Annotated in this window: 26 protein-coding genes, 1 tRNA gene and 1 other RNA gene; 11 read left to right on the forward strand and 17 right to left on the reverse strand. The window is 67.7% G+C overall.

The annotated features are described in order from the left end of the window. Nucleotides 1–8: 8 nt before the first annotated feature. The 10 genes from ABIC32_RS01815 to sppA all read right to left on the reverse strand — a co-directional run bounded on the left by ABIC32_RS01815 (nt 9) and on the right by sppA (nt 10,385). Nucleotides 9–1,448 (reverse strand): UDP-N-acetylmuramoyl-tripeptide--D-alanyl-D-alanine ligase, encoded by a 1,440-nt coding sequence (locus ABIC32_RS01815; protein ID WP_354071915.1) that lies wholly within the window; start codon nt 1,446–1,448, stop codon nt 9–11. Then, nucleotides 1,441–2,901, reverse strand: coding sequence for a UDP-N-acetylmuramoyl-L-alanyl-D-glutamate--2,6-diaminopimelate ligase (locus ABIC32_RS01820; RefSeq protein WP_354071917.1), 1,461 nt, complete (start codon nt 2,899–2,901; stop codon nt 1,441–1,443). The genes ABIC32_RS01815 and ABIC32_RS01820 overlap by 8 nt, the downstream gene beginning before the upstream one ends. Beyond that, on the reverse strand, nt 2,898–4,682 hold the full coding sequence (locus ABIC32_RS01825) for a peptidoglycan D,D-transpeptidase FtsI family protein (protein WP_354071919.1): 1,785 nt from the start codon (nt 4,680–4,682) through the stop codon (nt 2,898–2,900). The genes ABIC32_RS01820 and ABIC32_RS01825 overlap by 4 nt, the downstream gene beginning before the upstream one ends. Continuing rightward, nucleotides 4,679–5,128, reverse strand: a complete 450-nt coding sequence (gene ftsL, locus ABIC32_RS01830) for a cell division protein FtsL (protein WP_306003192.1) — start codon at nt 5,126–5,128, stop codon at nt 4,679–4,681. Before ftsL ends, ABIC32_RS01825 begins: the two co-directional genes overlap by 4 nt. After that, nucleotides 5,125–6,105, reverse strand: coding sequence for a 16S rRNA (cytosine(1402)-N(4))-methyltransferase RsmH (gene rsmH / locus ABIC32_RS01835; RefSeq protein WP_354071922.1), 981 nt, complete (start codon nt 6,103–6,105; stop codon nt 5,125–5,127). Before rsmH ends, ftsL begins: the two co-directional genes overlap by 4 nt. Then, complete coding sequence (locus tag ABIC32_RS15240; protein WP_017504538.1) at nt 6,102–6,578, reverse strand: division/cell wall cluster transcriptional repressor MraZ; 477 nt, start codon at nt 6,576–6,578, stop codon at nt 6,102–6,104. The genes rsmH and ABIC32_RS15240 overlap by 4 nt, the downstream gene beginning before the upstream one ends. Nucleotides 6,579–6,981: 403 nt before the next feature. After that, an RNA gene (rnpB, locus tag ABIC32_RS01850) (RNase P RNA component class A) lies at nt 6,982–7,370 on the reverse strand. 32 nt (nt 7,371–7,402) lie between these two features. After that, entirely contained in the window at nt 7,403–8,164 is a 762-nt protein-coding gene (locus ABIC32_RS01855) for an N-acetylmuramoyl-L-alanine amidase (RefSeq protein WP_354071924.1), read from the reverse strand. Between the two features lie 13 nt (nt 8,165–8,177). Then, a complete protein-coding gene (locus ABIC32_RS01860) occupies nt 8,178–8,501 on the reverse strand; it encodes a hypothetical protein (RefSeq protein ID WP_017504540.1) in 324 nt (107 codons plus the stop codon). A 105-nt stretch (nt 8,502–8,606) separates the two neighbouring features. After that, the gene (gene sppA / locus ABIC32_RS01865) at nt 8,607–10,385 is read right to left on the reverse strand and encodes a signal peptide peptidase SppA (RefSeq protein WP_354071926.1); all 1,779 of its coding nucleotides are present in this window, start codon (nt 10,383–10,385) and stop codon (nt 8,607–8,609) included. A 227-nt stretch (nt 10,386–10,612) separates the two neighbouring features. On the opposite strand from sppA, the gene panD reads away from it, so the two are divergent. Beyond that, entirely contained in the window at nt 10,613–10,969 is a 357-nt protein-coding gene (gene panD / locus ABIC32_RS01870; protein WP_039246844.1) for an aspartate 1-decarboxylase, read from the forward strand. A 72-nt stretch (nt 10,970–11,041) separates the two neighbouring features. Here the strand turns inward: panD and ABIC32_RS01875 are convergent, their stop codons facing one another. Further along, nucleotides 11,042–11,833, reverse strand: coding sequence for an SIMPL domain-containing protein (locus ABIC32_RS01875; protein WP_354071929.1), 792 nt, complete (start codon nt 11,831–11,833; stop codon nt 11,042–11,044). 212 nt (nt 11,834–12,045) lie between these two features. On the opposite strand from ABIC32_RS01875, the gene ABIC32_RS01880 reads away from it, so the two are divergent. Beyond that, nucleotides 12,046–12,121: transfer RNA gene (locus ABIC32_RS01880), tRNA-Ile, on the forward strand. A gap of 64 nt (nt 12,122–12,185) precedes the next feature. On the opposite strand, the gene ABIC32_RS01885 is transcribed toward ABIC32_RS01880, so the two are convergent. Further along, the gene (locus tag ABIC32_RS01885) at nt 12,186–12,827 is read right to left on the reverse strand and encodes an NrsF family protein (protein ID WP_354071931.1); all 642 of its coding nucleotides are present in this window, start codon (nt 12,825–12,827) and stop codon (nt 12,186–12,188) included. After that, nucleotides 12,817–13,344 carry a sigma-70 family RNA polymerase sigma factor gene (locus tag ABIC32_RS01890; RefSeq protein ID WP_373427513.1) on the reverse strand — a complete coding sequence of 176 codons (528 nt, stop codon included), beginning with the start codon at nt 13,342–13,344 and terminating at the stop codon, nt 12,817–12,819. Before ABIC32_RS01890 ends, ABIC32_RS01885 begins: the two co-directional genes overlap by 11 nt. Nucleotides 13,345–13,541: 197 nt before the next feature. Between ABIC32_RS01890 and ABIC32_RS01895 the strand changes: the two genes are divergently transcribed. Genes ABIC32_RS01895 through ABIC32_RS01910 form a run of 4 tightly spaced genes read left to right on the forward strand, consistent with a single transcriptional unit; the run spans nt 13,542 to nt 15,934 of the window. After that, nucleotides 13,542–13,832 (forward strand): BufA1 family periplasmic bufferin-type metallophore, encoded by a 291-nt coding sequence (locus tag ABIC32_RS01895; RefSeq protein WP_066623386.1) that lies wholly within the window; start codon nt 13,542–13,544, stop codon nt 13,830–13,832. Nucleotides 13,833–13,846: 14 nt separating this feature from the next. Beyond that, a complete protein-coding gene (bufB, locus tag ABIC32_RS01900) occupies nt 13,847–14,710 on the forward strand; it encodes an MNIO family bufferin maturase (RefSeq protein ID WP_354071934.1) in 864 nt (287 codons plus the stop codon). Further along, on the forward strand, nt 14,691–15,476 hold the full coding sequence (locus ABIC32_RS01905) for an HvfC/BufC N-terminal domain-containing protein (RefSeq protein ID WP_354071936.1): 786 nt from the start codon (nt 14,691–14,693) through the stop codon (nt 15,474–15,476). The genes bufB and ABIC32_RS01905 overlap by 20 nt, the downstream gene beginning before the upstream one ends. Further along, nucleotides 15,473–15,934 (forward strand): DoxX family protein, encoded by a 462-nt coding sequence (locus tag ABIC32_RS01910; RefSeq protein ID WP_354071938.1) that lies wholly within the window; start codon nt 15,473–15,475, stop codon nt 15,932–15,934. The genes ABIC32_RS01905 and ABIC32_RS01910 overlap by 4 nt, the downstream gene beginning before the upstream one ends. Before the next feature lie 197 nt (nt 15,935–16,131). Here ABIC32_RS01910 and ABIC32_RS01915 read toward each other — a convergent pair whose 3' ends face one another. The 3 genes from ABIC32_RS01915 to ABIC32_RS01925 form a co-directional block, all read right to left on the reverse strand. Continuing rightward, nucleotides 16,132–16,392 (reverse strand): hypothetical protein, encoded by a 261-nt coding sequence (locus ABIC32_RS01915; RefSeq protein ID WP_137722168.1) that lies wholly within the window; start codon nt 16,390–16,392, stop codon nt 16,132–16,134. A gap of 2 nt (nt 16,393–16,394) precedes the next feature. Next, nucleotides 16,395–18,005, reverse strand: a complete 1,611-nt coding sequence (locus ABIC32_RS01920; protein WP_354071941.1) for a methyl-accepting chemotaxis protein — start codon at nt 18,003–18,005, stop codon at nt 16,395–16,397. A 114-nt stretch (nt 18,006–18,119) separates the two neighbouring features. After that, a complete protein-coding gene (locus ABIC32_RS01925; RefSeq protein WP_055752987.1) occupies nt 18,120–18,578 on the reverse strand; it encodes a MarR family winged helix-turn-helix transcriptional regulator in 459 nt (152 codons plus the stop codon). A 250-nt stretch (nt 18,579–18,828) separates the two neighbouring features. On the opposite strand from ABIC32_RS01925, the gene ABIC32_RS01930 reads away from it, so the two are divergent. Next, nucleotides 18,829–20,379, forward strand: a complete 1,551-nt coding sequence (locus ABIC32_RS01930) for a PAS domain-containing hybrid sensor histidine kinase/response regulator (protein WP_354071944.1) — start codon at nt 18,829–18,831, stop codon at nt 20,377–20,379. 28 nt (nt 20,380–20,407) lie between these two features. On the opposite strand, the gene ABIC32_RS01935 is transcribed toward ABIC32_RS01930, so the two are convergent. Then, a complete protein-coding gene (locus ABIC32_RS01935) occupies nt 20,408–20,905 on the reverse strand; it encodes a hypothetical protein (protein ID WP_354071946.1) in 498 nt (165 codons plus the stop codon). Between the two features lie 143 nt (nt 20,906–21,048). Here ABIC32_RS01935 and msrC point away from each other — a divergent pair, with 143 nt between their 5' ends. Genes msrC through ABIC32_RS01955 form a run of 4 tightly spaced genes read left to right on the forward strand, consistent with a single transcriptional unit; the run spans nt 21,049 to nt 25,227 of the window. Beyond that, nucleotides 21,049–21,546: a free L-methionine (R)-S-oxide reductase MsrC gene (gene msrC, locus ABIC32_RS01940; RefSeq protein WP_295241276.1), complete on the forward strand. Its 498-nt coding sequence runs from the start codon at nt 21,049–21,051 to the stop codon at nt 21,544–21,546. A gap of 60 nt (nt 21,547–21,606) precedes the next feature. Then, the gene (locus ABIC32_RS01945; protein ID WP_295241275.1) at nt 21,607–22,284 is read left to right on the forward strand and encodes an SDR family NAD(P)-dependent oxidoreductase; all 678 of its coding nucleotides are present in this window, start codon (nt 21,607–21,609) and stop codon (nt 22,282–22,284) included. Next, complete coding sequence (locus ABIC32_RS01950) at nt 22,284–23,120, forward strand: HpcH/HpaI aldolase/citrate lyase family protein (protein WP_354071949.1); 837 nt, start codon at nt 22,284–22,286, stop codon at nt 23,118–23,120. Before ABIC32_RS01945 ends, ABIC32_RS01950 begins: the two co-directional genes overlap by 1 nt. A 52-nt stretch (nt 23,121–23,172) precedes the next feature. Then, nucleotides 23,173–25,227 carry a capsule polysaccharide biogenesis protein gene (locus ABIC32_RS01955; protein WP_354071951.1) on the forward strand — a complete coding sequence of 685 codons (2,055 nt, stop codon included), beginning with the start codon at nt 23,173–23,175 and terminating at the stop codon, nt 25,225–25,227. Nucleotides 25,228–25,256: the final 29 nt, after the last annotated feature.

Raw genomic sequence — 25,256 nt, forward strand, 5'->3', positions numbered from 1 at the left:
TTTCTTCCCTACCGCGACGCCCGCGGGGCGTCACTGCTTGAGGGGACGCCTTCGGCGCTACTGAGGTTCGCGAGCGCCTTGGCCACCAGCGAGGCCTTGGAGCCGTTCGAGCCCTTGACCATGACGATGTCGCCGGGCGCGACCAGCAGGGCCGCCTCGGCCGCCAGTTCCGCCGCCGTCGCGCGCCAGACGCCGCGTCGAGAAACCGGAAGCGCGTCGTAGAGCCAGCGCATCTCGGGCCCGGCGGCGTGGACCAGGTCGAGGCCGGCGGCGTCGATGGGGCCGGCGAGGCCTTCATGCAGGTCGCGGCTCTGCTCGCCCAGCTCCAGCATGTCGGTCAGCACCACCACGCGGCGGCCCGAGGTCGAGCGCGCGCCCAGGGTCTTGAACCCGGCGGCCATGGACAGCGGATTGGCGTTGTAACTTTCGTCGATCAGGGTGAAGGCGCCGTCCGGCGTCGTGACCGTGCGCGTCTGGCCGCGCCCAGCCAGCGGCTGGAACCCCGCCAGGGCTTCAAGACCCGTCTCCAACGTCACGTCTAGCGCGTCGAGCATCAAGAGGACGCACAGGCTGTTCAGGCCCCAGTGGGCGCCGGACTGGGCCAGGCGATAGTCGATGCGTCGCCCGAACAGTTCGGCGACGACCGCCGCGCCCTCGGCGTCCGGCCGGAAGTCCAGCAGGCGGGCGTCATGGCCGGCGTCGGATCCGAACGTCAGCAGGCGCGCGCCGACCGCCTTGGCCGCGTCGCACAGGACAGCCGAGAAGGCGACGTCGCCGTTCGCCACCGCCGCACCGCCCGGGACCAGACCCTGAAAGATGGTCGCCTTTTCACGCGCGACCCCGGCCTCGCCGTCCGCGAAGGCCTCGATATGGACCGGACCGACCGTGGTGACGCAGGCGGCGTGGGGGGCGACGAAGCGCGACAGGGGCGCGATCTCGCCCGGCGCATTCATGCCGATCTCGAACACGGCGCGCTGGGTCTCGACCGGCATCCGGGCCAGCGTCAGGGGCACGCCAATGTGGTTGTTGTAGCTCTTGATCGAGCCGTGGGCGCGACCGGCGAGGTCGAGGCCCGCCTTGATCGCCTGGGTGACGCTGGTCTTGCCGACGCTGCCGGTCACGGCTCCGCGCCTTACATGGGGCGCGCGCTCGCGAGCGGCGACGCCCAAGGCTTCGAGGCCGCGCAAGGTGTCGGGCACGACGACGCAAGGGCCGCCCTCGACCGGATGTTCGACCAGGGCGGCTGCGGCGCCCGATGCGAAGGCGCCGCTGGTGAACTGATGCCCGTCGCGTGCGCCCTTGAGCGCCAGGAACAGATCGCCGGGGACGATCTCGCGGCTGTTGTAGGTCAGGCCCGTAATCGGGCGGTCGTCGCCGTGCAGCACGCCGCCCGTGGCGGCGGCGACTTCGGCGGCCGACCAGAGCGGGCGGGCGGAGTTTTCAGGCATAGAGAGACAGGGCCTCGGACGCGACAGTGGCGTCGTCGAAGGGGTGGGTGACGCCCGCGACGATCTGACCCTGTTCATGCCCTTTTCCGGCGATGACCACCACATCCCCGTCACGCATCATTTCGACGGCGGCCTCGATGGCGGCGCGGCGGTCGCCGATCTCGATCCCGTCCGGGCAGCCGGCGCGGACTTGGGCGCGGATGGCGGCGGCGTCTTCGGACCGCGGATTGTCGTCGGTGACGATGGCGATGTCGGCCAGACGCCCGGCGATCTCGCCCATCAGGGGGCGCTTCCCACGGTCGCGGTCGCCGCCGGCGCCGAAGACGACGATCAGTCGGCCAGTCGCGTGCGGACGCAGCGCGTTCAGCACCGTCTCAAGCCCGTCGGGCGTGTGGGCGTAGTCGACATAGACCTCGCCCCGGCCTTCTAGGCCCCCGTCTATGCGCTGCAGGCGGCCTTGCGCCCCGGTCAGGCCTTCCAGCGCGCCGATGACGGCGTCGGCAGGATCGCCGGCGGCGATGCACAGACCGGCCGCCACCAGGGCGTTGGACGCCTGAAACGCGCCGGCCAGGGGCAGCAGGATTTCGCGAATGTCGCCGCGCACGTCGATGGTCAGACGCTGGCCCTCAGGCGTCGCGCGACGGCCGATCAGGGTCAGGTCGCGACCGCGCTCGCCCACGCCCATGACGCCCAGGCCCGCCATGATCGAGGCGGAGGCGAAGACCGAATAGGCGTCGGAATCGGCGTTCAGCACGGCGGTGCGGCCGCGCGGCAGCAGGGTCTCGAACAGCCGCATCTTGGCGGAGCGGTAGTCCGCCATGGTGCCGTGATAGTCGAGGTGGTCCTGGGTCAGGTTGGTGAACGCGGCGGCCTTCAACGCGACCCCGTCCAGGCGGCGCTGATCGATGCCGTGAGACGAGGCCTCCAGCGCGACGTGGGTCACGTCCTTGGCGGCCAGTTCGGCCATCAGGCGCGCGGCCTCGGCGGCGTCGGGGCTGGTCAGGCCGGGGCCGGTCAGGGCGTAGGTCTTGACGCCCTTCTGGCCGATGACGCCTAGCGTGCCCATGCTGGCGGACTTGTGGCCGATCCCGGCCCAGATCTGGCGGCAGAAGGTGGCGACCGACGTCTTGCCGTTGGTGCCGGTGACGGCGACGCAGGTCTTGGGCTGGGCGCCGTAGAAGCCGCGCGCGGCGATGGCGTAGGCCCGGCGCACGTCGCCCGAGGTGACCAGAACGGGCGCCGCACCATCCGGCGTGTCAGTCGGCGCCAGAACCGCAGCGGCCCCTTGCGCCAGGGCCTGGGGGATGAAGGCGCGGCCGTCGGCGGCCGTGCCCGGCAGGGCGACGAACAGGGCGCCGGGCGAGACCTTGCGGCTGTCGGCGGTGACGCCGGTGATGACGGGGTCCGAGGACACGTCGCGGCGCAGCAGGTCGGACAGGTGAAGCGCGCTCAAAGCCCGTCCCCCGCCACGTCCTGATATTGCGGGATCTTCTCGCCCGAGGCCGTGCGCCAGCGGTCGTCGCGGCGTTCGACGCCCAAGAAGCCGGCAATGCGGTCGGCGATATTGTGCACGGCCGGCGCAGCGACATAGGCGCCGGTCTTGGGATAGGTCCCCGGCTCGTCCATCACGATCAGGATGGCGTAGCGTTTGCCGTTCAGCGGGCCATCGACGGGGAAGACCGCCGCGAAGGAGCCCAGGGCGTGGCTGGGGTCGTAGCGACCCCCGACCAGTTTGTTGGCCGAGCCCGTCTTGCCGCCGACCCGCAGGCCCGGCGCGTCGGCGAAACCGCCCGAACCCTTGACGACGTTGCGACGCAGCAGGTCGAGAATGGCGCGCGAGGTCTCTTCGGTGACGACCTGTTGCGGCTGGACGTTGCGGGCGCCGCCCTTGCGCAGCGACAGCGGGATCATCCGACCGCCGTTGGTCAGGGCGCCCATGGCCTGAACCATCTGGGCCGGGGTGATCATGATGCCGTAGCCGAAGGACAGCGACGCCAGGGTCGAGTTGTCCCAACGACGCGGCACGACGGGCTTGGCCGATTCCTTCAGCTCAATCTTTGCGGCATCCAGCAGGCCCAGGCGGCGGAAATAGTCGCGCATGGTGTTGGGGCCCATCTGCACCGCCAGCTGCGACGTGCCGATGTTGGAGGAGTGCAGATAGACCTCTTCCAGGGTCATCACCCGGTTCTGGGCGTGGAAGTCCTTGATCTTGCGATCGCCGATCTGGAAGGCCTGGGAGGCGTCGAACAGGGTGTTCATGTCGGCCCGGCCGGTGTCGAGGCCGGCGGCGACGGTGAAGGTCTTGAACACCGATCCCATTTCGTAGTGGCCCGAAACCGCGCGGTTCAGGGTGGCGCCGTCGGGCGCCGCGCCGCGATCGGCCGAGTTGAAGGTCGGCCAGGACGCCATGCCCAGCACCTCGCCGGTCTGGACGTCGGTGACGATGCCGACCGCGCCCTTGGCCTGGTTCTTGATCGCGGCGGCGGCGAGTTCGTTTTCCAGAACGCCCTGCACGCGCAGGTCGATGGACAGGGGGAAGGCCTCGCCGCGCTGACCGGCCGCGCGGATCTCGTCGTTGAAGGCCAGTTCGGCGCCCGAGACGCCCTGCCCGCCCGTGTCGGCGTCGCCGATCAGATGGACGGCCGACGTTCCCAGCGGATAGGCGCGACGGTCCTCGGGCTCGAAGGTGACGCCGCCCAGCGCCAGGTCGTGGACGGCAGCCTTTTCCTGAGGCGTCAGGCCGGTCAGGGCGATCAAACGACGGTCACCGCCCAGCACCTTCTTCAGACGCTCGGCCGAGATGCGCGGCAAGGCGCGGCGGATCTGGCGATAGGCCAGGTCGCGATCCCAGATCTCGGCCGGGTCGATGTAGAGGCCGTAGTGGACGATGTTGGTGGCCAGCAGCTCGCCATTGCGGTCCGTCAGGTCGCCGCGCACCAGGGCGTTCGGATTGACGCCGCGGCCCACGCCGTTGGCCGGGGCGAACAGGGCCTTATAAGATGCGCCGATGGCCAGGCCGCCGAAGACGCAGGAAAAGACGATCAGGATCAGGAAGATGCGGACGCGCGTGTCCTCTTCCGGGCGGGCGTCGGCGCGGGCGCGCTCGAAGCCGTGCTCCAGCCGCCAGACCAGTTCCGTCAGCCAGCGCCAGAAGGGAGACAGACGGCCTTGCAGTCGTTCCTGGAAATCGGCGCCCGGCGCGGGGCGATGATAGCGATGATCCTGAACGCTCATTGCGCCGGCTCCGGCGAGGGCGTTGGGACGGGCGCGTCATCGGCGACGGCGGCCGGCGCCGGCGCGGCTGCAGGCGCGGACGCGGCGGGTTGAGCGGCGACGGGCTTCAGGGCGGTCAGCTGACCTTCCTTGGCCTGACGGGCGACGGCGACGGGAGCCATGCCGATCTGGCGAGACAGGCTTTCCAGACGCGCGGGCTGCTCCAGCCGGGCGACCTCGGCGCGCAGCAGGCGGACGCGCTGTCCGTTCTCGCGGATGTCCTGTTCGATCTGGGCGATGCGGCTGCTTTCGCGCGCCGCGGCGGCCTTGGCCGCATAGACCGAGACGATCATGATCGCGACCAGGGCCACGCCGATGATCTCGACCCACCGCACGCCGCGCACCTTCCAGTCGAACAGACGCTGAAGGGCGGTGCGGGAATAGGTGAAGAAGGGCGCCGTGGTCATCCCGCCGCTCTCCCATCGATCCGACCCCAGGCCGGGGCGTCGGTGCGCACGGCGGCGCGCAGCTTGGCCGAGCGGGCGCGGGGGTTAGTGGAACGCTCTTCGTCGCCCGCCTCGCGCGCGCCCTTGAACTGAAGCGTGAAGCTGGGCTTGCGCGGATCGACGGCCATGGGGGCGTGACGCGAACCGGCGGGGCTGTTGCCCGTGCGCTCGGTCAGGAAGGCCTTGACGATGCGGTCTTCCAGCGAATGGAAGGTGACGACGGCGAGGCGTCCACCGGGGGCGAGCGTCGCCTCGGCGGCCTCCAGACCGCGCTCCAGTTCGCCCAGCTCGTCGTTGACCGCGATGCGCAGGGCCTGGAACACCCGCGTCGCCGGATGAATGGGCGCGCCGCGACGGCCGCCCAGAGCCTTTTCGACCACCTCGGCCAAATCCAGGGTGCGGGTGAACGGCTGTTCGGCGCGGCGACGCAGGATGGCGGTGGCGACGCGGCCCGACTGGCGCTCTTCGCCATACAGTTTGAAGATGTGAGCCAAGGGACCGTGGTCCCAGGTATTGACGATGTCGGCGGCGGTCGCGCCTTCATCGGACATGCGCATGTCCAGCGGACCGTCGCGCATGAAGGAGAAGCCGCGCTCGGCCTGATCCAGCTGCATCGAAGAGACGCCGATGTCGAAGACCGCGCCGTCCAGCTTCGCCTTGCCGCTGTCGGCGAACGCCCCGGCCAGACCCGAGAAGGGCGTGCGGATCAGCTGAAACTGGCCGGGGAAGTCGTCAGCGACGGCGTCGGCGTGCGGTTGGACCGTCGGGTCGCGATCCAGGGCGACGACCTGGGCGCCCGTTTTCAGGATGGCGCGAGTATAGCCGCCCGCGCCGAAGGTGGCGTCGATCACGACATCGCCGGGCGCGGGCGCCAGGGCCTCGATCACCTCGGCCAGCAGGACGGGGGCGTGGGGAGAATTGGGGGAAGCGTCAGTCACGATCCGCCTCCCGCCAGCTTCATCTGGGCCGCCAGCTTCAGGGCGCCGATCTGGGCCATGCCGGCCTTGGCCAGAGCGCGCTGCTCGGCGCGGCGCGCCGCCCATTTCTCGCGCGACCAGATCTGGAAACGGTCGTTCAGGCCGACGATGACGACGGTGTCGCCCAAACCCGCCTCGGCGCACAGCGCCTCAGGCAAGGTGATCCGACCGCCGGAATCGTAGGCCAGACGCACCTGCTCGCCCATCACCTGCCACTCCAGCGCCGAACGCTCCTCGGAGCCGAACGGCAGGGCTTCGATCATTTCGGCATAGACGGCGAACAGGCGGTCGCCGCCCGCTTCCAGACAGTCGGCCTCGATCGAAGGGAAGATGAACACGCCGCCAGCGGCGCCGTTTTCGGTCGTGCGGAAATCGTTGGGGATGAGGAGACGGCGCTTGCCGTCCAGCTGCTTCTCATAGGTCGAGAGAAACACGCCCTGTCCAATCGAGCCCTTCGGCCCGTCCCTAGATGCCCTGACGAACGCCCGCCGCGCCCGCCTCTCAGCCCCAAATCATGGCGCTGGGATAGCATGGGATGAAATGGGCCTCAATGGGATCAAGGCCAAGATTTAACCATGTTTTGACGTGTGACGACTTAAGCACGCTCGAACAGCCGGAACATACACGGAACAAACAAAGTATTCACAGGCTGTGAGGCGTTCTAACCTTCCATTGCCAGACAATAGGTTAACGCGCGCGAAAACGCGGGACCGCCGCCAGAACGCTGAAATGCGGGGATAATCCAAACTCGGATTAGGCGACGCGCTTAGGGAGGGCACCAACGCCCGAACCTCCGGGCCTCAAGTAGGCCGAAAGCCGATCAGCCTAGAGAAAAAGTATGCCAGACGGCCTGTAAGCCGGGTTTTGTTCCGCTCCGAAGCCGAGGCCCGGATCGGCGACGATCATTCCTCTGGACCGACCATTGCTGATCGGTTCTCGCGACCTACCCGGACATCTGAGGCGGTGAGCCCCGCGAGCGAGCCCGCGCGATGTCCCTATTTGGTCTTGCTCCAGGCGGGGCTTGCCATGCCGTCCCTGTTGCCAGGTCCGCGGTGGGCTCTTACCCCACCCTTTCACCCTTACCGGCCTCGCAAGGCCGGAGGTTTGCTTTCTGTGGCGCTATCCCTCGGGTCACCCCGGGCGGAAGTTATCCGCCGCCTTTTCACCGTGGAGCCCGGACTTTCCTCGACGGACGCGAAGTCCGCCGCGACCGCCCAGCCGTCTGGCGCGCGCTAGATGCGCGTTAGCGGCGCGAACGTCAATTCAATACGCCCGTGACACTCTCGGCGCTGACCAGTTGGAGCAGGCCGACCAGGCGGGCGCGGGTTTCGCCGTCGGCGACGCCGTCGACGCGGGCCGGGCGCCAATGACGCTGGAAGGCGCGGACGGCGGTTTCGACGGCGGCGTCGTAGTCGCCGCTGGCTTTCAGGCCGTAGCCCAGCCGATGCAGGCCGGCGCTGAGCACCATCGGGCCGATGCCCTGATCGCCCTTCTGCAGCAGGCCGCCCAAGGCCTGCACCCGTTCGGCCGCCGGTTCGAACCACAGGCCGTGCCCGGCCTCGGCCAAGCGTTTCCAGGGGAAAAGCTCGCCCGGATCTTCCTTGCGATCCGGCGCCAGGTCGGAATGGGCGATGATGCGGTTGTCGGCGATGGTCCAGCGACTGCGAATATCGGAGATCAGGGCGATGACGGCTGCGATCTGCGCTTCGGGGAAGGCGCGGTAGCCAAACTCATGGCCGGGATTGACGATCTCGATGCCGATGGAGGCGGCGTTGCAGTCGTCCTCGCCCTGCCAGACGCCGCAGCCGGCGTGCCAGGCGCGGCGCTCCTCGGGCACCAGCTGAAAGACGCGGCCGTCTTCCTCGACCAGATAGTGGGCCGAAACCTTGGCCTCCGGGTCGCGCAGGCGGGCCAGAGCGGCCTCGCCGGTCTGCATGCCGGTGTAGTGCAACACCAGCATGTCCGGCGGCGCACGGCGCGCGTCGAAGTTGGGCGAAGGCGCGTCGATGTAGGATGTCATGGGCGGCGTCGGCTCAGCGGCCGTTGCGCTCCCAGCCATAGGCGACCCAGGCGCCGTCCACCTTGTGGGCCTCGATCAGGTCGGGATCGCTGTTGCGGCGACGCGGCGCGATATTGCGGCGGGTGCGCATGACCAGACCGACCAGAAAGACCAGAACGCCGGCGAACAGGGCGATGACCGCCACGGCCGCAGCGGTGAAGACGGCGAGGACGGCGCCGACCGCCATGGCGCAGACGGCGGCGATCATACCGGCGACCCACATGACCGACGCCACCAGGCCGTTGGGACGGCGGCGGGCGGCATGGCCGATGGCGGCGAGACGTTCAGGCTGGAACATGGATCATCCTTTCAGGCGATCCGGGGAACGCCTGACACGCAATGTCGGTCCATCGGGGCCTGCGGTCAATGGACCGCGACGCACGGTCGCGTGCGCCGTGCTCCGTCAAAAGATCGGCTGATCGGCCAGAACCACCGCGCCCTGGCTGCGCATGCGGTCGCTGTCGATCCGGCGCATCACGGCCTGGGCCTGGGGATCGGCCATGACCCCGCCCAGCATGACCAGGGCCTTGGCGGCCTCGGTCTGGACGCCGAACATTTCCGACAGGGCCTCGAACGGCGACTGCTGCTTGGGGAAATGCTTCAAGCGGACGGGCTCATTGTCGGGAATTTTGGCGAGTTGGCGGGCCTTGTTCACCGCCTCGGTCACGCCGCCCAGCTGGTCGACGAGACCCAGCGGCAGGGCCTGGGCGCCGGTCCAGACGCGTCCCTTGGCGATTTCGCGCACCCGGTCCGGCGACAGTTTGCGGCCCGTCGCCACACGGGTGATGAAGTCGTCGTAGATCCGGTCCATCGAACCGGCGAAGGCCGCGCGCTGCTGGGGCGTGAACTCCTGCGTCGGCGAGAAGGCGTCGGCGTAGTCCCCGCCCACCGTCAGCTCACGCATGTCGACGCCGAACCGGCCCAGCGCATCGGCCAGCACGAACTTGCCGCCGAACACGCCGATCGAGCCGGTCAGGGTCGTGGGCTGGGCCACGATCCAGTCGGCCTCGGAACTGATCCAGTAACCGCCCGAGGCCGCATAGGCGCCCATGGACACCACCACCGGCTTGCCCGCCGCCCGCGCCGCGCGCACGGCGGCCAGGATCTGCTCGGACGCTTCAGGCGAACCGCCCGGCGATGAGACGCGGAAGACGATCGCCTTGACGCTCTTGTCCTCGATCGCGTCGTAGATGGCCTCGGCCGTGTCGTCGGAATGGATGGACGAGCCCCCGCCGAAGCTGGCGCCGCCGCCGCGCCCGGTGACGATGGCCCCCTCCCCGCCGACGATGGCGATGGCGTTCTTGCCCGAACCCGTGCGTTCGCCCTTCTGGCTGGCGTATTTGCCGAACTCGACGATCTCGGCGCCTTTGCCGGCGCGGGTCTTGATGGCGATCTCGGCCTCTTCGACCTGGCCCACCTTGTCGATCAGCCGATTGCTGAGCGCCTGTTCCGCCGAATAGGGGCCGGCCTCGATCACCGTCTTCAGCGCCGGGGCCGTCGTCTTGCGGTCCCTGGCCGCGTTGGCCAGGGCGGTGTCGTAGATCGACGTCATCCAGGCCGTCATCGCCTCGCGGTGCGGGCCGGTGTAATCGCTCTGGGTGTATTCGTTGACGGCGTTCTTGTACTCGTAGCGCTGTTCAAACTCGGGTTTGACGCCGTATTTCTGGAAGGCGCGGCCCAGGAACAGGCTGTCGGCCGAGAAGCCCGTGGCCTGGAAGCCGGCGGTGTTCTGCATCCACAGCTCCGACGCCGAGGCCCCGACCATATAGGTGGACATCACCGCGCCCGACGGGGCGAAGCCCTGGCTGTGGGCGATGACCGGCTTGCCTGCGTTGCGGAAGCGATGGATGGCCTGGCGCAGTTCGTCGGCCGTGGCGGGCGTCATGCCGCTTTCCGGAAGGCGGATCAGCAGAGCCTTGACGCTGCTGTCGCTCTGGGCCTGATGCAGGCCATCGACCACGTCCGTCAGGGCCAGGCCGGAACTGCCGAAGGCCGCGAACGGATTGGACGACGGCTGGTCGCTGACGCCGCCGCGCAGGTCCAGCTCAAGCACGGTGGTCGCCGGCGTCGTCGGCTTGGACGACGAGGCGACAGCGACCGTCAGCAGCACCACGGGAATGACGACGACGAACAGGATCAGCCCGGTGAAGACACCAAGGACCGTCAGGAAGAATTGCTTCATCGGAGGGAAAACGCGCGCTCGCAGGCCGGAAATGGCGTCGCCAGCATAGGGGGACGCGGGCCGTCGTCAAATGAAGCGCGTGCAATCCGTCGGTCGACGTCGCGTTCGCAGCCGCACCCGATTGCTGCGACGCAGCGTGCGGATTGATGCGAGGCCCGGAAATCCCTATATGAGCCGCCTGTGAGCGAGGGCCTGCGCCCCGCGTTTTTCTTGCTGGAGACCGCACGATGCTGGTCACCCTGATGAAGTCCAAGCTGCACCGCGCCACGGTGACCCAGGCCGATCTCGATTACGAGGGATCGATCGCCATCGACATGGACCTGCTGGACGCCGCCGGCATCTATCCCCACGAGCAGGTCGATGTGCTCAACATCACCAATGGCGCGCGCTTCACCACCTATGCGATCGAGGCGCCGCGCGGCTCCAAGGTCATCGGCGTCAACGGCGCCGCCGCCCGCCTGGTGCAGAAGAACGACAAGGTGATCGTGGTCACCTATGGCCAGCTGCCGCAGGAAGAGGCGCGCCAGTGGAACCCGAACGTGGTCCTGCTGGACGACGCCAACGCGATCAAGACCGCCGGCTAAGGCGCTTCGCCTCTCAGAATGCAAAAAGGCCCGCCGGCGACGGCGGGCCTTTTCTTTATCCGATCGATGCGATCAGCGGGCGATGTCGTAGACGCCCGTGATGTCGATCCGCACCGTCAGTTCGCCGGCGGAAACCGGCGTGCTCTCGGCCCGGTCCATCGACACGGCGCGGGCGGCGAACATCGGCATCGGCGGCTGGGGCGCATAGCCGCCGCCCTCGGTCAGGTTGCGAATGCCCGACAGTTGGACGTTCAGCGACTGGGCGTACAGCTGGGCCTTGGCCTGCAGGTTGCGCACGGCCAGCTGGCGCGCCTGGTTTTCGGCGGCGGTCGGATCCTTCAGGCCGAAGCTGATGCCGTCGATCTGGTTGACGCCGGCGGCGACCACGGCGTCGGCCGTCGTACCGACCTTGCTCAGGTCGTTGATGACCACCGTCACACGGTTCACAGCCTGGTAGCCGCGCAGCTTGGGCGGCTCGTTCTGGACGTAGTCGTATTGCGCCGACAGGTTCAGACCCGAGGTCTGGATGTCGCGTTCAGCGACGCCCGCGCGGCGCAGGGCGGCGACCACGCGCGTCATTTGCGCAGCATTATCGCGCATAGCGGCCTGGGCAGTCGTTGCCTCGGTCTGGACGCCGAAGGTGATGGTGGCCATGTCCGGCGCGGCCTTCACCTCGCCGTAGGCCGACAGGTTCAGCGACGGCGCGGGTTGCATCATGTGCATGGCTCCCATGGGTTCGGCCGTCTGAGCCATGGCGCGCGGCGTGGCGGCGGCCAGGAAGGCGGCGGCGGCGACGGCGCCGCCCAGGGCGACGGTCTTCAACGACAGGGTCTTCAGGGGGGCGGCGGCCAGGGTGCGGGTCATGCAGTCTTCTCCGTAAGCGATCCGGGACCGGCGCATTCGCCGATCCGTTGCAACGACCTTGGCCGTTCTCGCCTGAACCAACGCCCGTGCGCCTTGGCAGTTTCCGTTCATCTTCGTGAAATCGCCGAAAGATCGCCTTCTTGCCCGCCCCCGCTTGGCAAGCCGCGCCCGCGCCTGCTAGGCGAAACCCCTACCGCCGAGGCGCGCCTTGGGGGCCTGTAGCTCAATGGTTAGAGCCGACCGCTCATAACGGTCTGGTTGGGGGTTCGAGTCCCTCCGGGCCTACCACTCTGTTTGTCGAAACCACTCGGAAGCGCCTCAAGACCGCTCAACTGCAGTGTCGCGCACATGCTCACCAGCGGAGGGCGAAACGACCCAGAGCAGCGCCCAGGGCCGCGACGAGGCCCATGCCCAAGGTGTACCAGACCGCCACAAAGGCGGCCGTGTGCTCGGGGCAATGCAGGCCATAGGCGGTCGCGGCCAGCCCTGCGGTCAAAAGACCGGCGGCGGCGCCGGCGAAAGCGGGTTTCACAGGGGCGAATCGTCTCGCAGCGAAGAAGATGAACGGCGCCGCTAGAGCGCCGAGCGACAGGATGTTGGTCGGACAGACCCTGGCGGATCGACCCATGACCATGTCCATTCGCGCGTCAGGCGCAGCGCCCAGCAACTCCACGACAGCCCATCCCGCAGCGACGGCCAAAATGGCTGCTAACAGGATTGTGGGACGGCGCGTCGAAGCCCCCGGCCGCCCCAGTCGATCCAGGAGCCAGAAGCCGGCGGCGCACAGGGCGGCCGTATAGGCCGCCTTGGCCCAGAAGGTCGGTCCGGCGACGGCCGACATCAGATCCGGCCTCAGTCCCAGCCACCACACAACACCGGAAAGGGCGACGCCCGCCGCCGGCAGCATGAACAGCAGAACACGACGGTCCACGTCGCTTTGAGACGTGGGCGGCAAGTCCAGCGCCAGGCTGGTGATCAGGTCGTCAGTCTTCATCGTTGGACCCTGCTGCTCCAGCCGCAAAGCGCGCGGTCAAAGCCTTGAAGCTGCGATGGATGCTGACCTTGGCGGCGGCGACGGAATAGCCGTGACGCTCGGCCGCCTCGGCCACGCTCAGCCCGGTGACTTTCACATCATGGATCAGGGCGCGCTGTCGCGCCGGCAGGATCGACAGGGCGCGGGTCAAATCGCGTCGCATGACCCCGTCCTCGACCGTGTGCTCGGCCAGCAGCACGCTTGCGTCGTCCAGCGGCTCAGTGAGGCGTCGGCCCTGGCGGCGCAGGTGGTCGATCAGCTTGTGGCGGGCGATCGTGAAGGCCCAGGCCGTGAACGACTGGTTGCGATCCCATGTGGCGCGCTTGGCGTGAATGGCGATCAGGGTCTCTTGCACGAGGTCCTCCGCGTCGCTTTCTCCGTTGAAAAGACGGCGCTTGAAAAAGGGCCGCAGGTGCGCGGCCAGGTCCGACAGCAGCACGCGCCAAGCCTGCGCGTCACCGTCCAGGCCTTTGAGCATCAAGGCTTTGAGTTGTGATTCCCGGTCAAGCACGTGCGACTGCGACCTACGCTGCGGAGACCGCGACGGTTACATGGCGTCTCGCAAAATGATGCACGAAAAATAGTTGGCTCGAAAATGTAACGCGCGGCGGGTCGTCGGCGAAAGGCGGATTCAGCGGCCACGAACGGCCGTGCCTTTTGAGAAGGACCTCTTGCATGACCCGCACCAAGATCGCCGCCGCAACCCTTGTCGCCCTTACCGCCGGCGCCGGCATGGCGCACGCCCAATCGACCAGGAACGCCGAGGCCAAACCGGCCGCCATGGAAAAATGCTACGGCATCGCTCTGGCCGGCAAGAACGACTGCGCCGCCGGCCCCGGCACGACCTGCGCCGGCACCTCGGTGCGCGACTATCAGGGCAACGCCTGGAAGCACACGCCCGCCGGCACCTGCACCAGCATCCGCACCCCGCGCGGCAACGGCTCGCTGACGCCCGTCTCGCGCTGATCGGAACTGGACTGATGAACCATGGATCGACCGCCACGACGCCTGTCCCCACTGTGGGACTGGGCCTCAAGGCCCGCCATTACGACGAGGCTCTGGCGTCTCCGGCGGCCGGTCTGTGGTTCGAGGTCCATCCCGAGAACTATATGATCGATGGCGGCCCTCGCTTGAAATGGCTGGAGGCCATCCGCCGAGAAAAGTCTCTGTCCCTTCATGGTGTCGGGTTGTCGCTCGGCGGAGACGAGGCGCCGGACCCGGAGCATCTGGCGCGGCTCAAGACGCTCGCTGACCGGTTCGAGCCGTTTCTGATGTCCGAGCATCTGGCCTGGTCGCGGGGCGGCGGCGTCTATCATCCTGATCTGCTCCCGTTTCCGCGCACCCGACAGATGTTGAAGCGGGTCAGCGACAACGTCGGGCGCGCGCAGGACGCACTGGGCCGACGCCTGCTGATCGAGAATCCGTCCCTCTACCTTGACCTGAAAGGCCACGAGATGGGGGAGGTTGACTTCCTGGTCGAACTGGCCGCCGCGACAGGCTGTGGCCTGCTGCTCGATCTGAACAATGTGCACATCAGCGCCAACAATCTGGGCGCAGACCCGTCGGACTATCTGGCGGCCGTTCCGGCTGATCTCATCGGCGAGATCCATCTGGCCGGTTTCGCGCCCGATCCCGTCCACGCAGAGGCGCTGTTGATCGATACCCACGACGCGCCGGTCAGCGACACGGTCTGGTCCCTTTATGCCCAGACCCTTGCCCGGATCGGGCCGCGTCCCACGCTGATCGAGCGCGACGACAACATTCCCGACTTCGCCGAGTTGATCGCCGAACGCGATCAAGCCGTCGCCATAATGGAGGCCTGCCATGTCCAGTGCGCCGCGTGACGATCAGATGCTGTCGTTTCATGCGAGCTTCTCCCTGGCCCTGCAGGGGCAGGGCTCCGTGCTCACACCGTGGCTGGCGGATCCAAATGCGCCCGGACTGGCGGTTTATCGAAACACGGTGGCCAAGGGGCGGGCCGACGCCCTGGCGGGTCTCTATCCGACTGTCGAACGGTTGGTCGGTCCGGACTGGTTTCGCGACGCCGCTCTGATCTACGCCGACAGCGCGCCTCCCTCATCCCCGGTTCTCGATGCCTATGGCGAGGGCTTCCCGGAGTGGCTGGCGACGTTTCCGCCCGCGTTTGAATTTCAGTTTCTGCCGCCTGTCGCCCGTCTTGATCGCGCATGGAGCCGCGCGCACCGCGCCGCTGACGCACCGACCCTGCCCCCTGGGACGGTCGCCGCCCTGTCGCACGCTGCTCTCAACGCCGGCTACGCGGTCCTGCATCCGTCTGCGCAAGTCTTTTGGTTCGACTGGACCGCGCCATCGATCTGGCTGGCCAATCGCCTGGCTACGCCTCCGGACGACATGGTGTGGGACCAGTCCCCCGAGGGCGTGTTGATCGTGCGTCCGGAAATGGAGGTCCAGACCCATCGGTTGAACCGGCCCCAGTTCGCCTTCCTCGACGCCTGCCGGCACGGCCACACCGTCGGAGCGGCGGCGCTCGCCGCCCTCGCCGCCGATCCCGCAGCCAATCTGTCCGAGCTGTTCAGAGATCTGCTTCTGAGCGGCGCCTTCACCCGTATCGAAACCGGAGCGCCACAATGACCGAACTGACCGCCGTATCGTCGCCGCGCCCCTCCTTGGCGGTCCTCCCACGCCTGGCCCAGGCTGCGATCCCCCTGCCGGTGCTCAGCCTGATCGCGCGTGTATCGATCGCGGCCGTCTTTTTCCTCTCCGGCCGGACAAAGGTGGAGGGCCTGCTGACCGTCACCGACAGCACCTATGCTCTGTTCGCCCAGGAATACCGACTGCCTTTGATCCCCAGCGATATCGCCGCCCACCTGGCGACCTATTCAGAACATCTGTTCCCGATCCTGCTGGTGCTCGGCCTCGGCGCCCGCTTCGCCGCGCTCGCGCTTCTGGGCATGACCATAGTGATCGAGGTTTTCGTCTATCCCCTCGGTTGGCCGACCCACCTGCTCTGGGCGACGGTGCTGCTCTACATCATCAGGTTCGGCGCCGGGCCGATCAGCCTGGATCATTGGTTGAGCCGGAGAAGCTGATCCGCCAAGCTTGTTTAGTGTGCTTTCCGGCGCCCCTAGCTGCATGCCGTCAACGCAAACCCAGAACAAACGGAGGCGCCATCACAGGCTGCATTAATCAGCAGCCGGAAAGATTAGGTGCTTTTCGCGTGGTGCTTGGGAGACTCTCGAGTGGTCCCGGCGCACTGGGTCGTCAGAACGCGGTCTGAGCAATCGCTTCAGCCGTTGTCGTTGCCGGCGCTTTGGCAGCGGTGTTCGAGCGATAGTCGGCGGACGTCGGCGGCGTTCTGGAAGACGGCGCGGCTGATGAAGGCGCCCATGTCGCGCCAGGCGTTGGATATTGTCTGGAAGGTCTGTTCGTCGGTCTGGCTGGCGGCCAGGGCTTCGTTCCAGCGCGACGTCAGCGCATTGATCTCGTCGAGCATCAAAAGCCGCCCGCAGGCGAGGGTCATCCGGTAGCTTGCGCTTCCTTGGCTCATTTTCAGAACTCCTCCCAGCCGGCCGTATCCGCCTCCTCCACGACGGCCAGCGCGGCCGAGCCGGAGGATCGCAGGGCGGCCGGACGCGTAGGCCGGGGCGCGCTCGGCTTGCGCGGCGGCGGGGCGGCGAGGGCTCGGCTGCTCAGCGCGGCTTCGCGTGTCAGGCTGAAGCGCTGGACCAGATCCGACAACTGACGGCTTTCAGAGGTCAGGCTGTGGCTGGCCGCCGTCGATTGTTCGACCATGGCGGCGTTCTGCTGGGTTACCTGGTCCATCTGGTTGACGGCGGTATTGACCTCTTCCAGCGCCGTCGACTGCTCGCGCGTCGAGGCCGTAATCTCGTTCATCAGCTCGTCGATTTCGGCGACGCGCTTGACAATGGACGACAGCGCCTCGCCCGTTTCCGCGACCAGTGTGACGCCGGACTTCACCTGGACGGACGAGGTGGTGATCAGCGACTTGATCTCCTTGGCCGCCTCGGCGGAGCGCTGCGCCAGGGCCCGAACCTCGGAGGCCACCACGGCGAACCCTCGTCCCGCGTCACCCGCGCGCGCGGCCTCGACGCCAGCGTTCAAGGCCAGAAGGTTGGTTTGGAAGGCGATCTCGTCGATGACGCCGATGATCTGGTTGATCTGCGACGACGACTGTTCGATCGCGGTCATGGCCTCGACGGCGCGGCTGACCACCTCGCGCGACTGCTCGGCGGATTGACGCGAGGTTTCGACGACCGCGGCGGCGCGACTGGCGCCCTCGGCCGCCCGCTTCACCGTGGCGGTGATCTCGTCCAGCGCGGCCGCCGTTTCCTCCAGCGTCGCCGCCTGATGCTCGGTGCGCCGCGACAGGTCGTCGGCGGCTTCGCTGATTTCGGCGGCGCCCAGCTGCATGGCGCCCGTATTGCCGGCGATCTCGGCCATGGCGTCGTCCAGACGCTGCATGGCGGTGTTAAAGTCGGTCTTCAGGCGCGCATAGCCGCCGGTGAAGTCGGACGCGATGCGGGTTCGCAGGTCGCCCTGCGCCAGAGCTGCCAGAGCCGCCGCCGTATCCTCCACCACCCGCGTCTGTTCGGCCTCGGCCTCTGCGCGCTTCTGGTCCGCCTCCAGGCGCTTGGTCTCGGCGGCTTCCAGATACAGCGAAATGACGAAATCCATGTCGAGCATGGCGGCCTTCACGACGCTGGCCAGCGTCGCGGACAGAGCCTTGCCGTCGTCGCGCTTCGAAAACAGCGACCGCGTCTTGGCGTGGGATGTGACGATCGCCTCGATCAGCCCTTCCAGGACCAGGGCGTAGCCGCCGATATACCAGCGCGGCTCCAGGCCGATCCGGGCGTGGGTCTGGCCGATGCGGCGCACGCCCTCGACATAGGCCGGATCAAAGGCGCCCGAGGCGATCAAGCCCCAGTGTCGCGCCTGGGCGTCCTTCGCCCCCGCGATCTGGCTTTCCGCGCCGAAGAAGCGGGCCACGTCCGGCGTCGCGCGAACCTGGGCGTAAAAGGCTTCAAGGCTGGGCTGAAGCGCCGCCTCGATCACGGGTCTGGCGTCAGAAAGACGGGACCTCGCGGCCTTGTCCAGCTTCAAGAAGCGAAGTCTTTGGTCCAGATTCATTGCGTCCGACATGACGGCCCCCTTGCATGGCGGTCAGTTGGACGAGGTTCGATCTAAGGGCCGGTTGAAGTCTCTTCAGCCTGTAGACTGTTTCACAGCGGAAGCATTGTTTGTGCCGGTCTGACGTCAGGTCGCGGCGTGACCGACGTCCTTCGCCATGGCCTGCAGCAGCGGGATCAGCTGAGCGGCGGTCTTCAGACCCTCGCTGGTCAACAGTCCGGCCAGACGACCGTATTGCGACCGCCGATCGTCCAGAACGGCGCGGCCTGCCTCGGTGATTTCCAGCATGGTGACACGCCGGTCGTTCGGATGGGGCGAACGCTTGACGAGATCGGCGCGAACCAGATGATCAACCAGACGCGACAGCGAGGCCGGCGGCGCCTGAAGCGTCGATCCCAGAGCGCATTGTTTGACACCGCGACGGCCCTCGCCGGCGATCAGGCTCAAGGCGCGGACGGCGGCATTGCTTTGACCATCGGCGCGCAGGACGCGATCAAGCTGGCGATCGAGTTCGAGTAAGGCGGTGTCAAGCGCATAGAGCGCCATCGCGGGATCATCGAACTCCCGCACGGTGAACTCATCCATCGTCCCCCGAACACCCATAGGTCCGGTGTGCCAGGATTGGCCGCAACCTGCAAGATAGACGAAGGTCAACCCTTAGGGCTACCGAACCCCTAACAGCGCATCCAGAAGGAAATCATTCCATCCCGGCGCAATCTTAGATTGCCGCGCAAGCCTTTGGGAACAGAGTGGGTGAGGCAACAACCGGAAAGAGCCGATGGCGTCGGTCAGAAGACATCCCGCCCACCCAGTCACGGCGACACGATCGCTGGGGATGAGCACGGGAGGCGCGCTCGATGCCGAGCTTCGAAGAGCGCTCGAAGTCGCGGCTATTCTGGTGACGACCGATCGACATGGGGTCATCACCGACTGCAACGAGAAGTTCGTGGCGGTCAGCGGCTACAGCCGAGAGGAGTTGATCGGCTCAACCCATCGGATCGTGAACTCCGGCCTGCATTCCAAGGCCTTCTTCCAGGATCTGTATCGCACGATCCGCAGCGGCAAGGTGTGGACCGGCACGTTGCGGAACCGTCGCAAGGACGGCACCCTCTACTGGGTCGACACGACCATCGTGCCGGCGCTCAGCGGTCCCGAGGGCCCGGCGTCCTACACGGCCATCCGTTTCGAGGTGACCGAACATGTGCTGGCTCTGGAGGCCCTTTCGGAAGCGCGGCTCGTCGCCGAACGCGCCGCGGCTCTGCGCGACACCTTCCTCGCGACGATGAGCCATGAGGTTCGCACACCGTTGAACGGCGTCCTGGGCTTGGCGCAGTCCCTGTCAGGCGCCGACCTGCCCGACGATGCGCGTCAGAAGGTCGATCTGATCATCAAGTCCGGCGAGACGCTGAGGCGCATTCTGGACGATGTGCTCGACCTGTCCAAAATCCAGGCCGGCGAGATGAACCTGGTCAACGAACCCTTTGCGCCGTCCGACACCATCTCCGGCGCGGTCGATCTGATGCAGCCGCTTGCCAGCGAAAAGGGACTTCAGCTGATCTCCCGGTTCGACGGTCTTCCGCCCCATCTCTTGGGCGACGCGGCCCGCCTGCGTCAGATCGTGCTGAACCTGGTCTCCAACGCCATCAAGTTCACTGCAGTCGGCCAGGTGCTGGTCGATGGGCGCTACTCTAAGCCGTCCGGGCGTCTTCGCATCCGCGTCGCCGATACCGGCATGGGCTTTGATCGATCGACGGCCAAACTGCTGTTCTCGCCGTTCAGCCAGGCCGACGACTCCATCTCGCGGCGGTTCGGCGGCACGGGCCTTGGCCTATCCATCAGTCGTCGTCTGGCGGAGCTGATGAGCGGCGGCCTCAGGGTGCGTTCAAAGCCGGGTCGGGGAACCCTCTTCGTTCTCGACTTGCCGATGGATCTCAGCGGCGAGATCAAAAGCGAAAGTGAAAGCCATGCGGAAGAGCTGGATCGACTCTATGGCGCGCGGATTCTTCTGGCGGAGGACAATCTCGTCAACCAGCAGGTCGTCCAGGCGCTCCTCAGCGGCTTCGGCTGTCAGATCGATGTCGCCGAAAACGGCCAGGAAGCCGTCGATCTGTGGTCAGCGCACGCCTACGACCTGATCATGATGGACATGCAGATGCCGGTCATGGACGGCGTCGAGGCCATCCGCAGCATCCGCAGAGGCGAACAGCAGCGCGAGGTCAACAGGCTGCCGATCGCCATGCTGACCGCCAACGCCTCGTCCAACCATCGCGATCTGGCCTCACGCGCCGGCGCCGACGTCGTCATACCCAAGCCCCTGTCCGCCGATCACCTGATCTTCGAATCCGCCCGCCTTCTCAACAACGCCGCCCGCTGTCACTGGATATGAAGGCGGGCCACGGGCTTCGAAACGAGGGTCACCGCACGCAGATGCGCGCGCGGTCATTCGTCCAGCAGTCGCCGTCCAGGCGGACCGTTCCAAGCGGATCGCCGGCCTTGTCGTCGTCGGGGTCGGCGTTCCAGTTGGCGTCGGCCGTGCCGTCGGCCATGAGGACCACGACGGCGAAATGGGAGTTCTTGGGCTTGCCCTCGGACCAGGCGTTCATCGTGTAGCCGCCGTCGCCGAACGGATAGACGAGGCAGGGCTCGTCGAGCAGAACCTTGCCGTCGACCGAGAGATAGCAGGACTTGCGCGACGCCGTCGGCGTCGCGGATGTCGACGACGAGGGAGCAAGGCTTGCGCCGTTCTTGGCCGGTTCCGGGGGCGGTGCTGTCGGCTCTGGCGCGGACGGCGCGGGGGTCTGCGTCGTGTCAGCTGGCCCAGGCGCGCCGGCGTCCTGACCGCAGGCGGCCGCGGCGGCCGACAGCATCAGGGCGGCGATCAGGCTGAGCGATCGTGAAGGGGTGGATGTCACGCGAGCCTCCGTCGTTGTCTCCCAGCGCCAACACGGGGGCGCATGGAAGCGTTCCCGGCCAGGCGGCGGCGATTGACGGCGCCCCTCCCCTTCGGCCGGTCGCTCGCCTATATCGCCAGCCTGTTCTGCTCCGGAGTTTTTCCATGGCCTATGTCGCCCGCACCGATCGTCCCGCCGACAAGGCGGCGCGCTATCTGGAGGTCGAGGCGGAAGTCCTGGCCGTGCTGGACGGCGAGCCGAATGTGACGGCGCGAATGGCGACGGTGGCGTCGATGCTGGCTGACGCGTTCGAGCACTATTTCTGGACCGGCTTCTATGTCGTGGCGCCGGACAAGGCGGACGAACTGGTGGTCGGGCCGTATCAGGGGACGCTGGGGTGCCTGCGCATCGCGTTCGGGCGCGGGGTGTGCGGCGCGGCGGCGGCGACGGGCCAGACGCAGTTGGTCGAGGACGTGCACGCCTTCCCCGGCCACATCGCCTGCGACAGCCGTTCGGCCAGCGAGATCGTGGTGCCCGTGCGCGACGCATCCGGCGCTCTGATCGCAGTGTTCGACGTGGATGCGACGACGCCGGCCGCCTTCGACACGGACGATCAGGAGGCCCTTGAGCGGCTGATGGCGAAGGTGTTCGCCGACGCTTGATCGGGGCCGGTTGATCCGGGCGCAGCCGGCTCTATGGTCCCCGGCGACATGGAGGATCGGATGATGCAGCGGACAGTCGCAATCACGGGCGGACACGGCGTCCTGGGCCGGGCGGTGCTGGAGGCGGCGCTGAAAGGCGGCTGGCAGGTCGCTGTCATCGACCATGCCTCGGGCCATGCCGTGCCCGACGGCGTGCTGGAAGTCGGCGGGGTCGATCTGACGGACGCTGGCCAGGCGCAGAAGGCCGTCGATGCCGTGATCGCCCGGTTCGGGCGGCTGGACGCCCTGCTGAACATCGCCGGCGGCTTCGTCTGGCAGACGACCGACGATGCGGAACCGGCCTGGGACCGGATGCATGCGCTGAACATCACGACCGCCGTCAACGCCAGCCGCGCGGCGCTGGATGCGCTGAAGGCCTCGCCCGAGGGTCGGATCGTCAATGTCGGCTCGGCCGCCGCGTTGAAGGCCGGGGCCGGCATGGGGGCCTATGGGGCGGCCAAGGCCGGGGTCCACGCCCTGACCCAGGCACTGGCGGAGGAGTTGAAGACGACAAAGGTGACGGTCAACGCCGTCCTGCCGTCGATTATCGACACGCCGGCGAACCGCAAGGACATGCCCGACGCCGATCCGGCGACCTGGGTCGCGCCGGCCGATCTGGCGGCGGTGATCCTGTTCCTGGCCTCGCCCGAGAGCCGGGCCATGACCGGCGCCCTGATCCCCGTGACGGGCCGCGTCTGATGCGAAGCGACCGGGTCCGCAGCGTCCTTTATCTGCCGGCCTCCAATGCACGGGCGATCGAGAAGGCGCGGACGCTGGATTGCGATGTCGCCGTGCTGGACCTGGAAGACGCCGTGGCGCCAGAGGCCAAGGCTGACGCCCGCGACGCCGCCGTCGCGGCGGTTCGGGACGGCGGGTTTGGGCCGCGCCTGGGCGTGCGGATCAATGGGCTGGACACCGACTGGGGGTTGGACGATCTGGCGGCGATGAAGGCGGCGGGGGCCACGCTGGTCGTCGCACCCAAGGTGGAGACGCCGCAAGCCGTGCACGCCCTGTCCGCCGGCCTGGCCAAGGGTTGCGCCCTGTGGGCGATGATCGAGACGCCGCGCGCGCTGATGGCCCTGGCCGACATCGCCACGTCGGATGGGGCGCTGGACGGGCTGATGCTGGGGGTCAACGACCTCGCCAAGGCGTTGGGGACGGGGGCGTCGCCGGATCGCGAACCGTTCAAGCCGTGGCTGGCGATGCTGGTCGCCGCCGCGCGGGCCAATGGCTTGCTGGCCATCGACGGGGTGTTCAACCGGATCGACGATGCCGAAGGCCTGGCGGCCGAGGCACTGCAAGGGCGACTGTACGGATTCGACGGCAAGAGCCTGATCCACCCGTCGCAGATCGCGGCCGCCAACGCCGCCTTCTCGCCGTCCGAAGCCGAGATCGCCGATGCGCGAGCGATCGTCGCCGCCTTCGATGCGCCAGAGGCCGAGGGGCGGGGCGCGATCCGCGTGAACGGGGCGATGGTCGAGCGGCTGCATCTGGAGCAGGCGAAGACCTTTCTGGCGCGGGTGGATGGGGCCTAGTCGCGTCGACGCAACCGCCCTAAAGCTCGCGTCGAACCTCAGCGGACCCGCCTTGCCCCTACCCTCCGACACGCCTTTGAAAATCCCGGCCTGGGTCTGTGCGCCCGGCGTGCTGAAGGTGCCTTTCCTCGACGTGTTTCTGGCCGACTACGATCTGCGTCGGTTGCCGGGCAAGGACGTGCAGGCGGTGCTGGGCTGGGGGATGAAGCCGACGGCGGCGGCGGGGCGACGGTGGGCCGAGCGGAACGGGCGACCCTATGTGGCGCTGGAGGACGGGTTTTTGCGTTCCGTCGGCATCGGCGAGGCGGGCGCGACGAGCCTCAGCCTGATCGTCGATGGTCTGGGCGTCTATTATGATGCGACGCGGCCCAGTCGATTGGAGCAACTGATCCAGACGGCGGACGACTGGTGCGACGCGGCCATGATCGGGAGGGCGCGCGGTCTGATCGACCGGATCGTGGCTTCGGGCGTGTCCAAAACCAATATGGGCGGGCCGCTGGATCCGGGTGTGCTGAAGCCTGGTCGGCGCGTGCTGATCGTGGACCAGACGTTCGGCGACGCGTCGATCGCCTGTGGCCTCGCGACGGCCCAGAGCTTCGACGAGATGATCGCCGCCGCCCGGCGCGACGAACCGGACGCCCAGCTGATCGTCAAACGCCATCCAGCGGTGGCGGCGGGGCGAAAGCGCGGCTGCGTGACGGACCTGGTCGGCGTCACCCTGGTCGATACGGATGTGCGGCCCGCCGACCTTCTGGCGGCGGTGGATGCGGTCTATTGCGTCACCTCGGCCTTGGGGTTCGAGGCGCTGTTACGCGGCCTGCCGGTGCGGTGTTTCGGGGCCCCCTTCTATTCCGGCTGGGGTCTGACAACCGATGCGGTCGAGACGGGGCGGCGCGGCGTCGCGCGGTCGATCGAACAGGTCGCCGCCGCCGCCCTGATCGCCTACAGCCGCTATGTCGATCCGGTGACGGGAGACAGGTGCGAGGCCGAACAGGCGCTGGAGCGGTTGATCGCCCTTCGTGACCGCGCCGACCGTCTGGCGGGCTCGTGGTCGGCGGTGGGGTTCGCGCCGGCCAAGCGTCCGCCGGTGTGTCGCCTGCTGAACTCGCCCAAGGCGTCGATGCGCTATTTCATGTCGCCCTCGCGCGCCGCCGCCCATGCCAAGGCGACCGATGGGCGGCTGATCTGGTGGGCGGGCAAGGAGAGCGAGGCGACGCGTCAGGCGGCGGCGGCTTTTAGCGGCCCGACCGTGCGGATGGAGGACGGCTTCATCCGTTCGCGGGGCCTGGGGTCCGATTTCGTCGGGGCCCTGTCGGTCGCCCTGGACGATCAGGGAGTCTATTACGATCCGTCGCGGCCCTCGCGGCTGGAAACCCTGATCGAGACCTCGGACCTGTCGCCGATGCAGTTGGCGCGGGCCGCCGCCCTGCGAACGCGCGTGGTCGATGCCGGCCTGTCGAAATACAATTTGCGGGGCCAGGCGCCGACGGATTGGCCCGTTGATCGCGACATCCTGCTGGTCGTCGGCCAAGTCGAGAACGACAAGTCGATTTTGCTGGGTTGTGCGCCCGATCTAAACACCAACTCGGCCCTGGTGGAGGCGGCGCGGCGCGATCATCCGGACGCCTTTCTGGTCTATCGCAATCACCCCGACGTGCTGGCGGGCAACCGGCCGGGGCGGCTGGACGCCGGGGCCATGGCCTCAGTCGATGCCGTGGGCGACGGGCTGGATATCGTGGACTGTCTGAACGCCTGTCGCCGGGTGGCGACCCTGACCTCCCTGACGGGCTTCGAGGCCCTGATGCGGGGCAAGGCGGTGTCGGTCTATGGCCGGCCCTTCTATGCCGGATGGGGACTGACCGACGATCGGCTGGCGTTCGAGCGCCGCAGCCGCCGCGCCGGGGTCGATAACCTGGTCCACGCCGCCCTGATCGCCTATCCCCTGTATGTCACGCCCGAGGGCTGGCCCTGCGAGGCCGAGGATCTGGTGGACCGGCTGATCGCCGCGCGCGACCAGCCGACGCCCAAGGCGCCGCGTGGTCAGGTGCAGCGCTGGGCCGCCGGGATCATCGCCAGTCTCGACCGCAGGCCGCCGCCGTCCTATTGACGCGTTCTGATAGGAAACGGACTGTCCTC

Source organism: Brevundimonas sp. 1080 (assembly GCF_040545985.1).
GTDB lineage: Bacteria > Pseudomonadota > Alphaproteobacteria > Caulobacterales > Caulobacteraceae > Brevundimonas.

Coding starts and splice junctions, on each gene's coding strand:
- ABIC32_RS01925 (WP_055752987.1), bottom strand. CDS start 18,578: ATGGATGAGTTCACCGTGCGGGAGTTCGATGATCCCGCGATGGCGCTC.
- ABIC32_RS01885 (WP_354071931.1), bottom strand. CDS start 12,827: ATGAAGACTGACGACCTGATCACCAGCCTGGCGCTGGACTTGCCGCCC.
- ABIC32_RS01905 (WP_354071936.1), top strand. CDS start 14,691: ATGTCCAGTGCGCCGCGTGACGATCAGATGCTGTCGTTTCATGCGAGC.
- ABIC32_RS01895 (WP_066623386.1), top strand. CDS start 13,542: ATGACCCGCACCAAGATCGCCGCCGCAACCCTTGTCGCCCTTACCGCC.
- ftsL (WP_306003192.1), bottom strand. CDS start 5,128: ATGACCACGGCGCCCTTCTTCACCTATTCCCGCACCGCCCTTCAGCGT.
- sppA (WP_354071926.1), bottom strand. CDS start 10,385: ATGAAGCAATTCTTCCTGACGGTCCTTGGTGTCTTCACCGGGCTGATC.
- ABIC32_RS01860 (WP_017504540.1), bottom strand. CDS start 8,501: ATGTTCCAGCCTGAACGTCTCGCCGCCATCGGCCATGCCGCCCGCCGC.
- ABIC32_RS01855 (WP_354071924.1), bottom strand. CDS start 8,164: ATGACATCCTACATCGACGCGCCTTCGCCCAACTTCGACGCGCGCCGT.
- ABIC32_RS01950 (WP_354071949.1), top strand. CDS start 22,284: ATGCGAAGCGACCGGGTCCGCAGCGTCCTTTATCTGCCGGCCTCCAAT.
- bufB (WP_354071934.1), top strand. CDS start 13,847: ATGAACCATGGATCGACCGCCACGACGCCTGTCCCCACTGTGGGACTG.
- ABIC32_RS01875 (WP_354071929.1), bottom strand. CDS start 11,833: ATGACCCGCACCCTGGCCGCCGCCCCCCTGAAGACCCTGTCGTTGAAG.
- ABIC32_RS01890 (WP_373427513.1), bottom strand. CDS start 13,344: ATGCTCAAAGGCCTGGACGGTGACGCGCAGGCTTGGCGCGTGCTGCTG.
- ABIC32_RS01930 (WP_354071944.1), top strand. CDS start 18,829: ATGAGCACGGGAGGCGCGCTCGATGCCGAGCTTCGAAGAGCGCTCGAA.
- ABIC32_RS01825 (WP_354071919.1), bottom strand. CDS start 4,682: ATGAGCGTTCAGGATCATCGCTATCATCGCCCCGCGCCGGGCGCCGAT.
- ABIC32_RS01815 (WP_354071915.1), bottom strand. CDS start 1,448: ATGCCTGAAAACTCCGCCCGCCCGCTCTGGTCGGCCGCCGAAGTCGCC.
- ABIC32_RS01910 (WP_354071938.1), top strand. CDS start 15,473: ATGACCGAACTGACCGCCGTATCGTCGCCGCGCCCCTCCTTGGCGGTC.
- ABIC32_RS01915 (WP_137722168.1), bottom strand. CDS start 16,392: ATGAGCCAAGGAAGCGCAAGCTACCGGATGACCCTCGCCTGCGGGCGG.
- panD (WP_039246844.1), top strand. CDS start 10,613: ATGCTGGTCACCCTGATGAAGTCCAAGCTGCACCGCGCCACGGTGACC.
- ABIC32_RS01920 (WP_354071941.1), bottom strand. CDS start 18,005: ATGTCGGACGCAATGAATCTGGACCAAAGACTTCGCTTCTTGAAGCTG.
- ABIC32_RS01945 (WP_295241275.1), top strand. CDS start 21,607: ATGATGCAGCGGACAGTCGCAATCACGGGCGGACACGGCGTCCTGGGC.
- msrC (WP_295241276.1), top strand. CDS start 21,049: ATGGCCTATGTCGCCCGCACCGATCGTCCCGCCGACAAGGCGGCGCGC.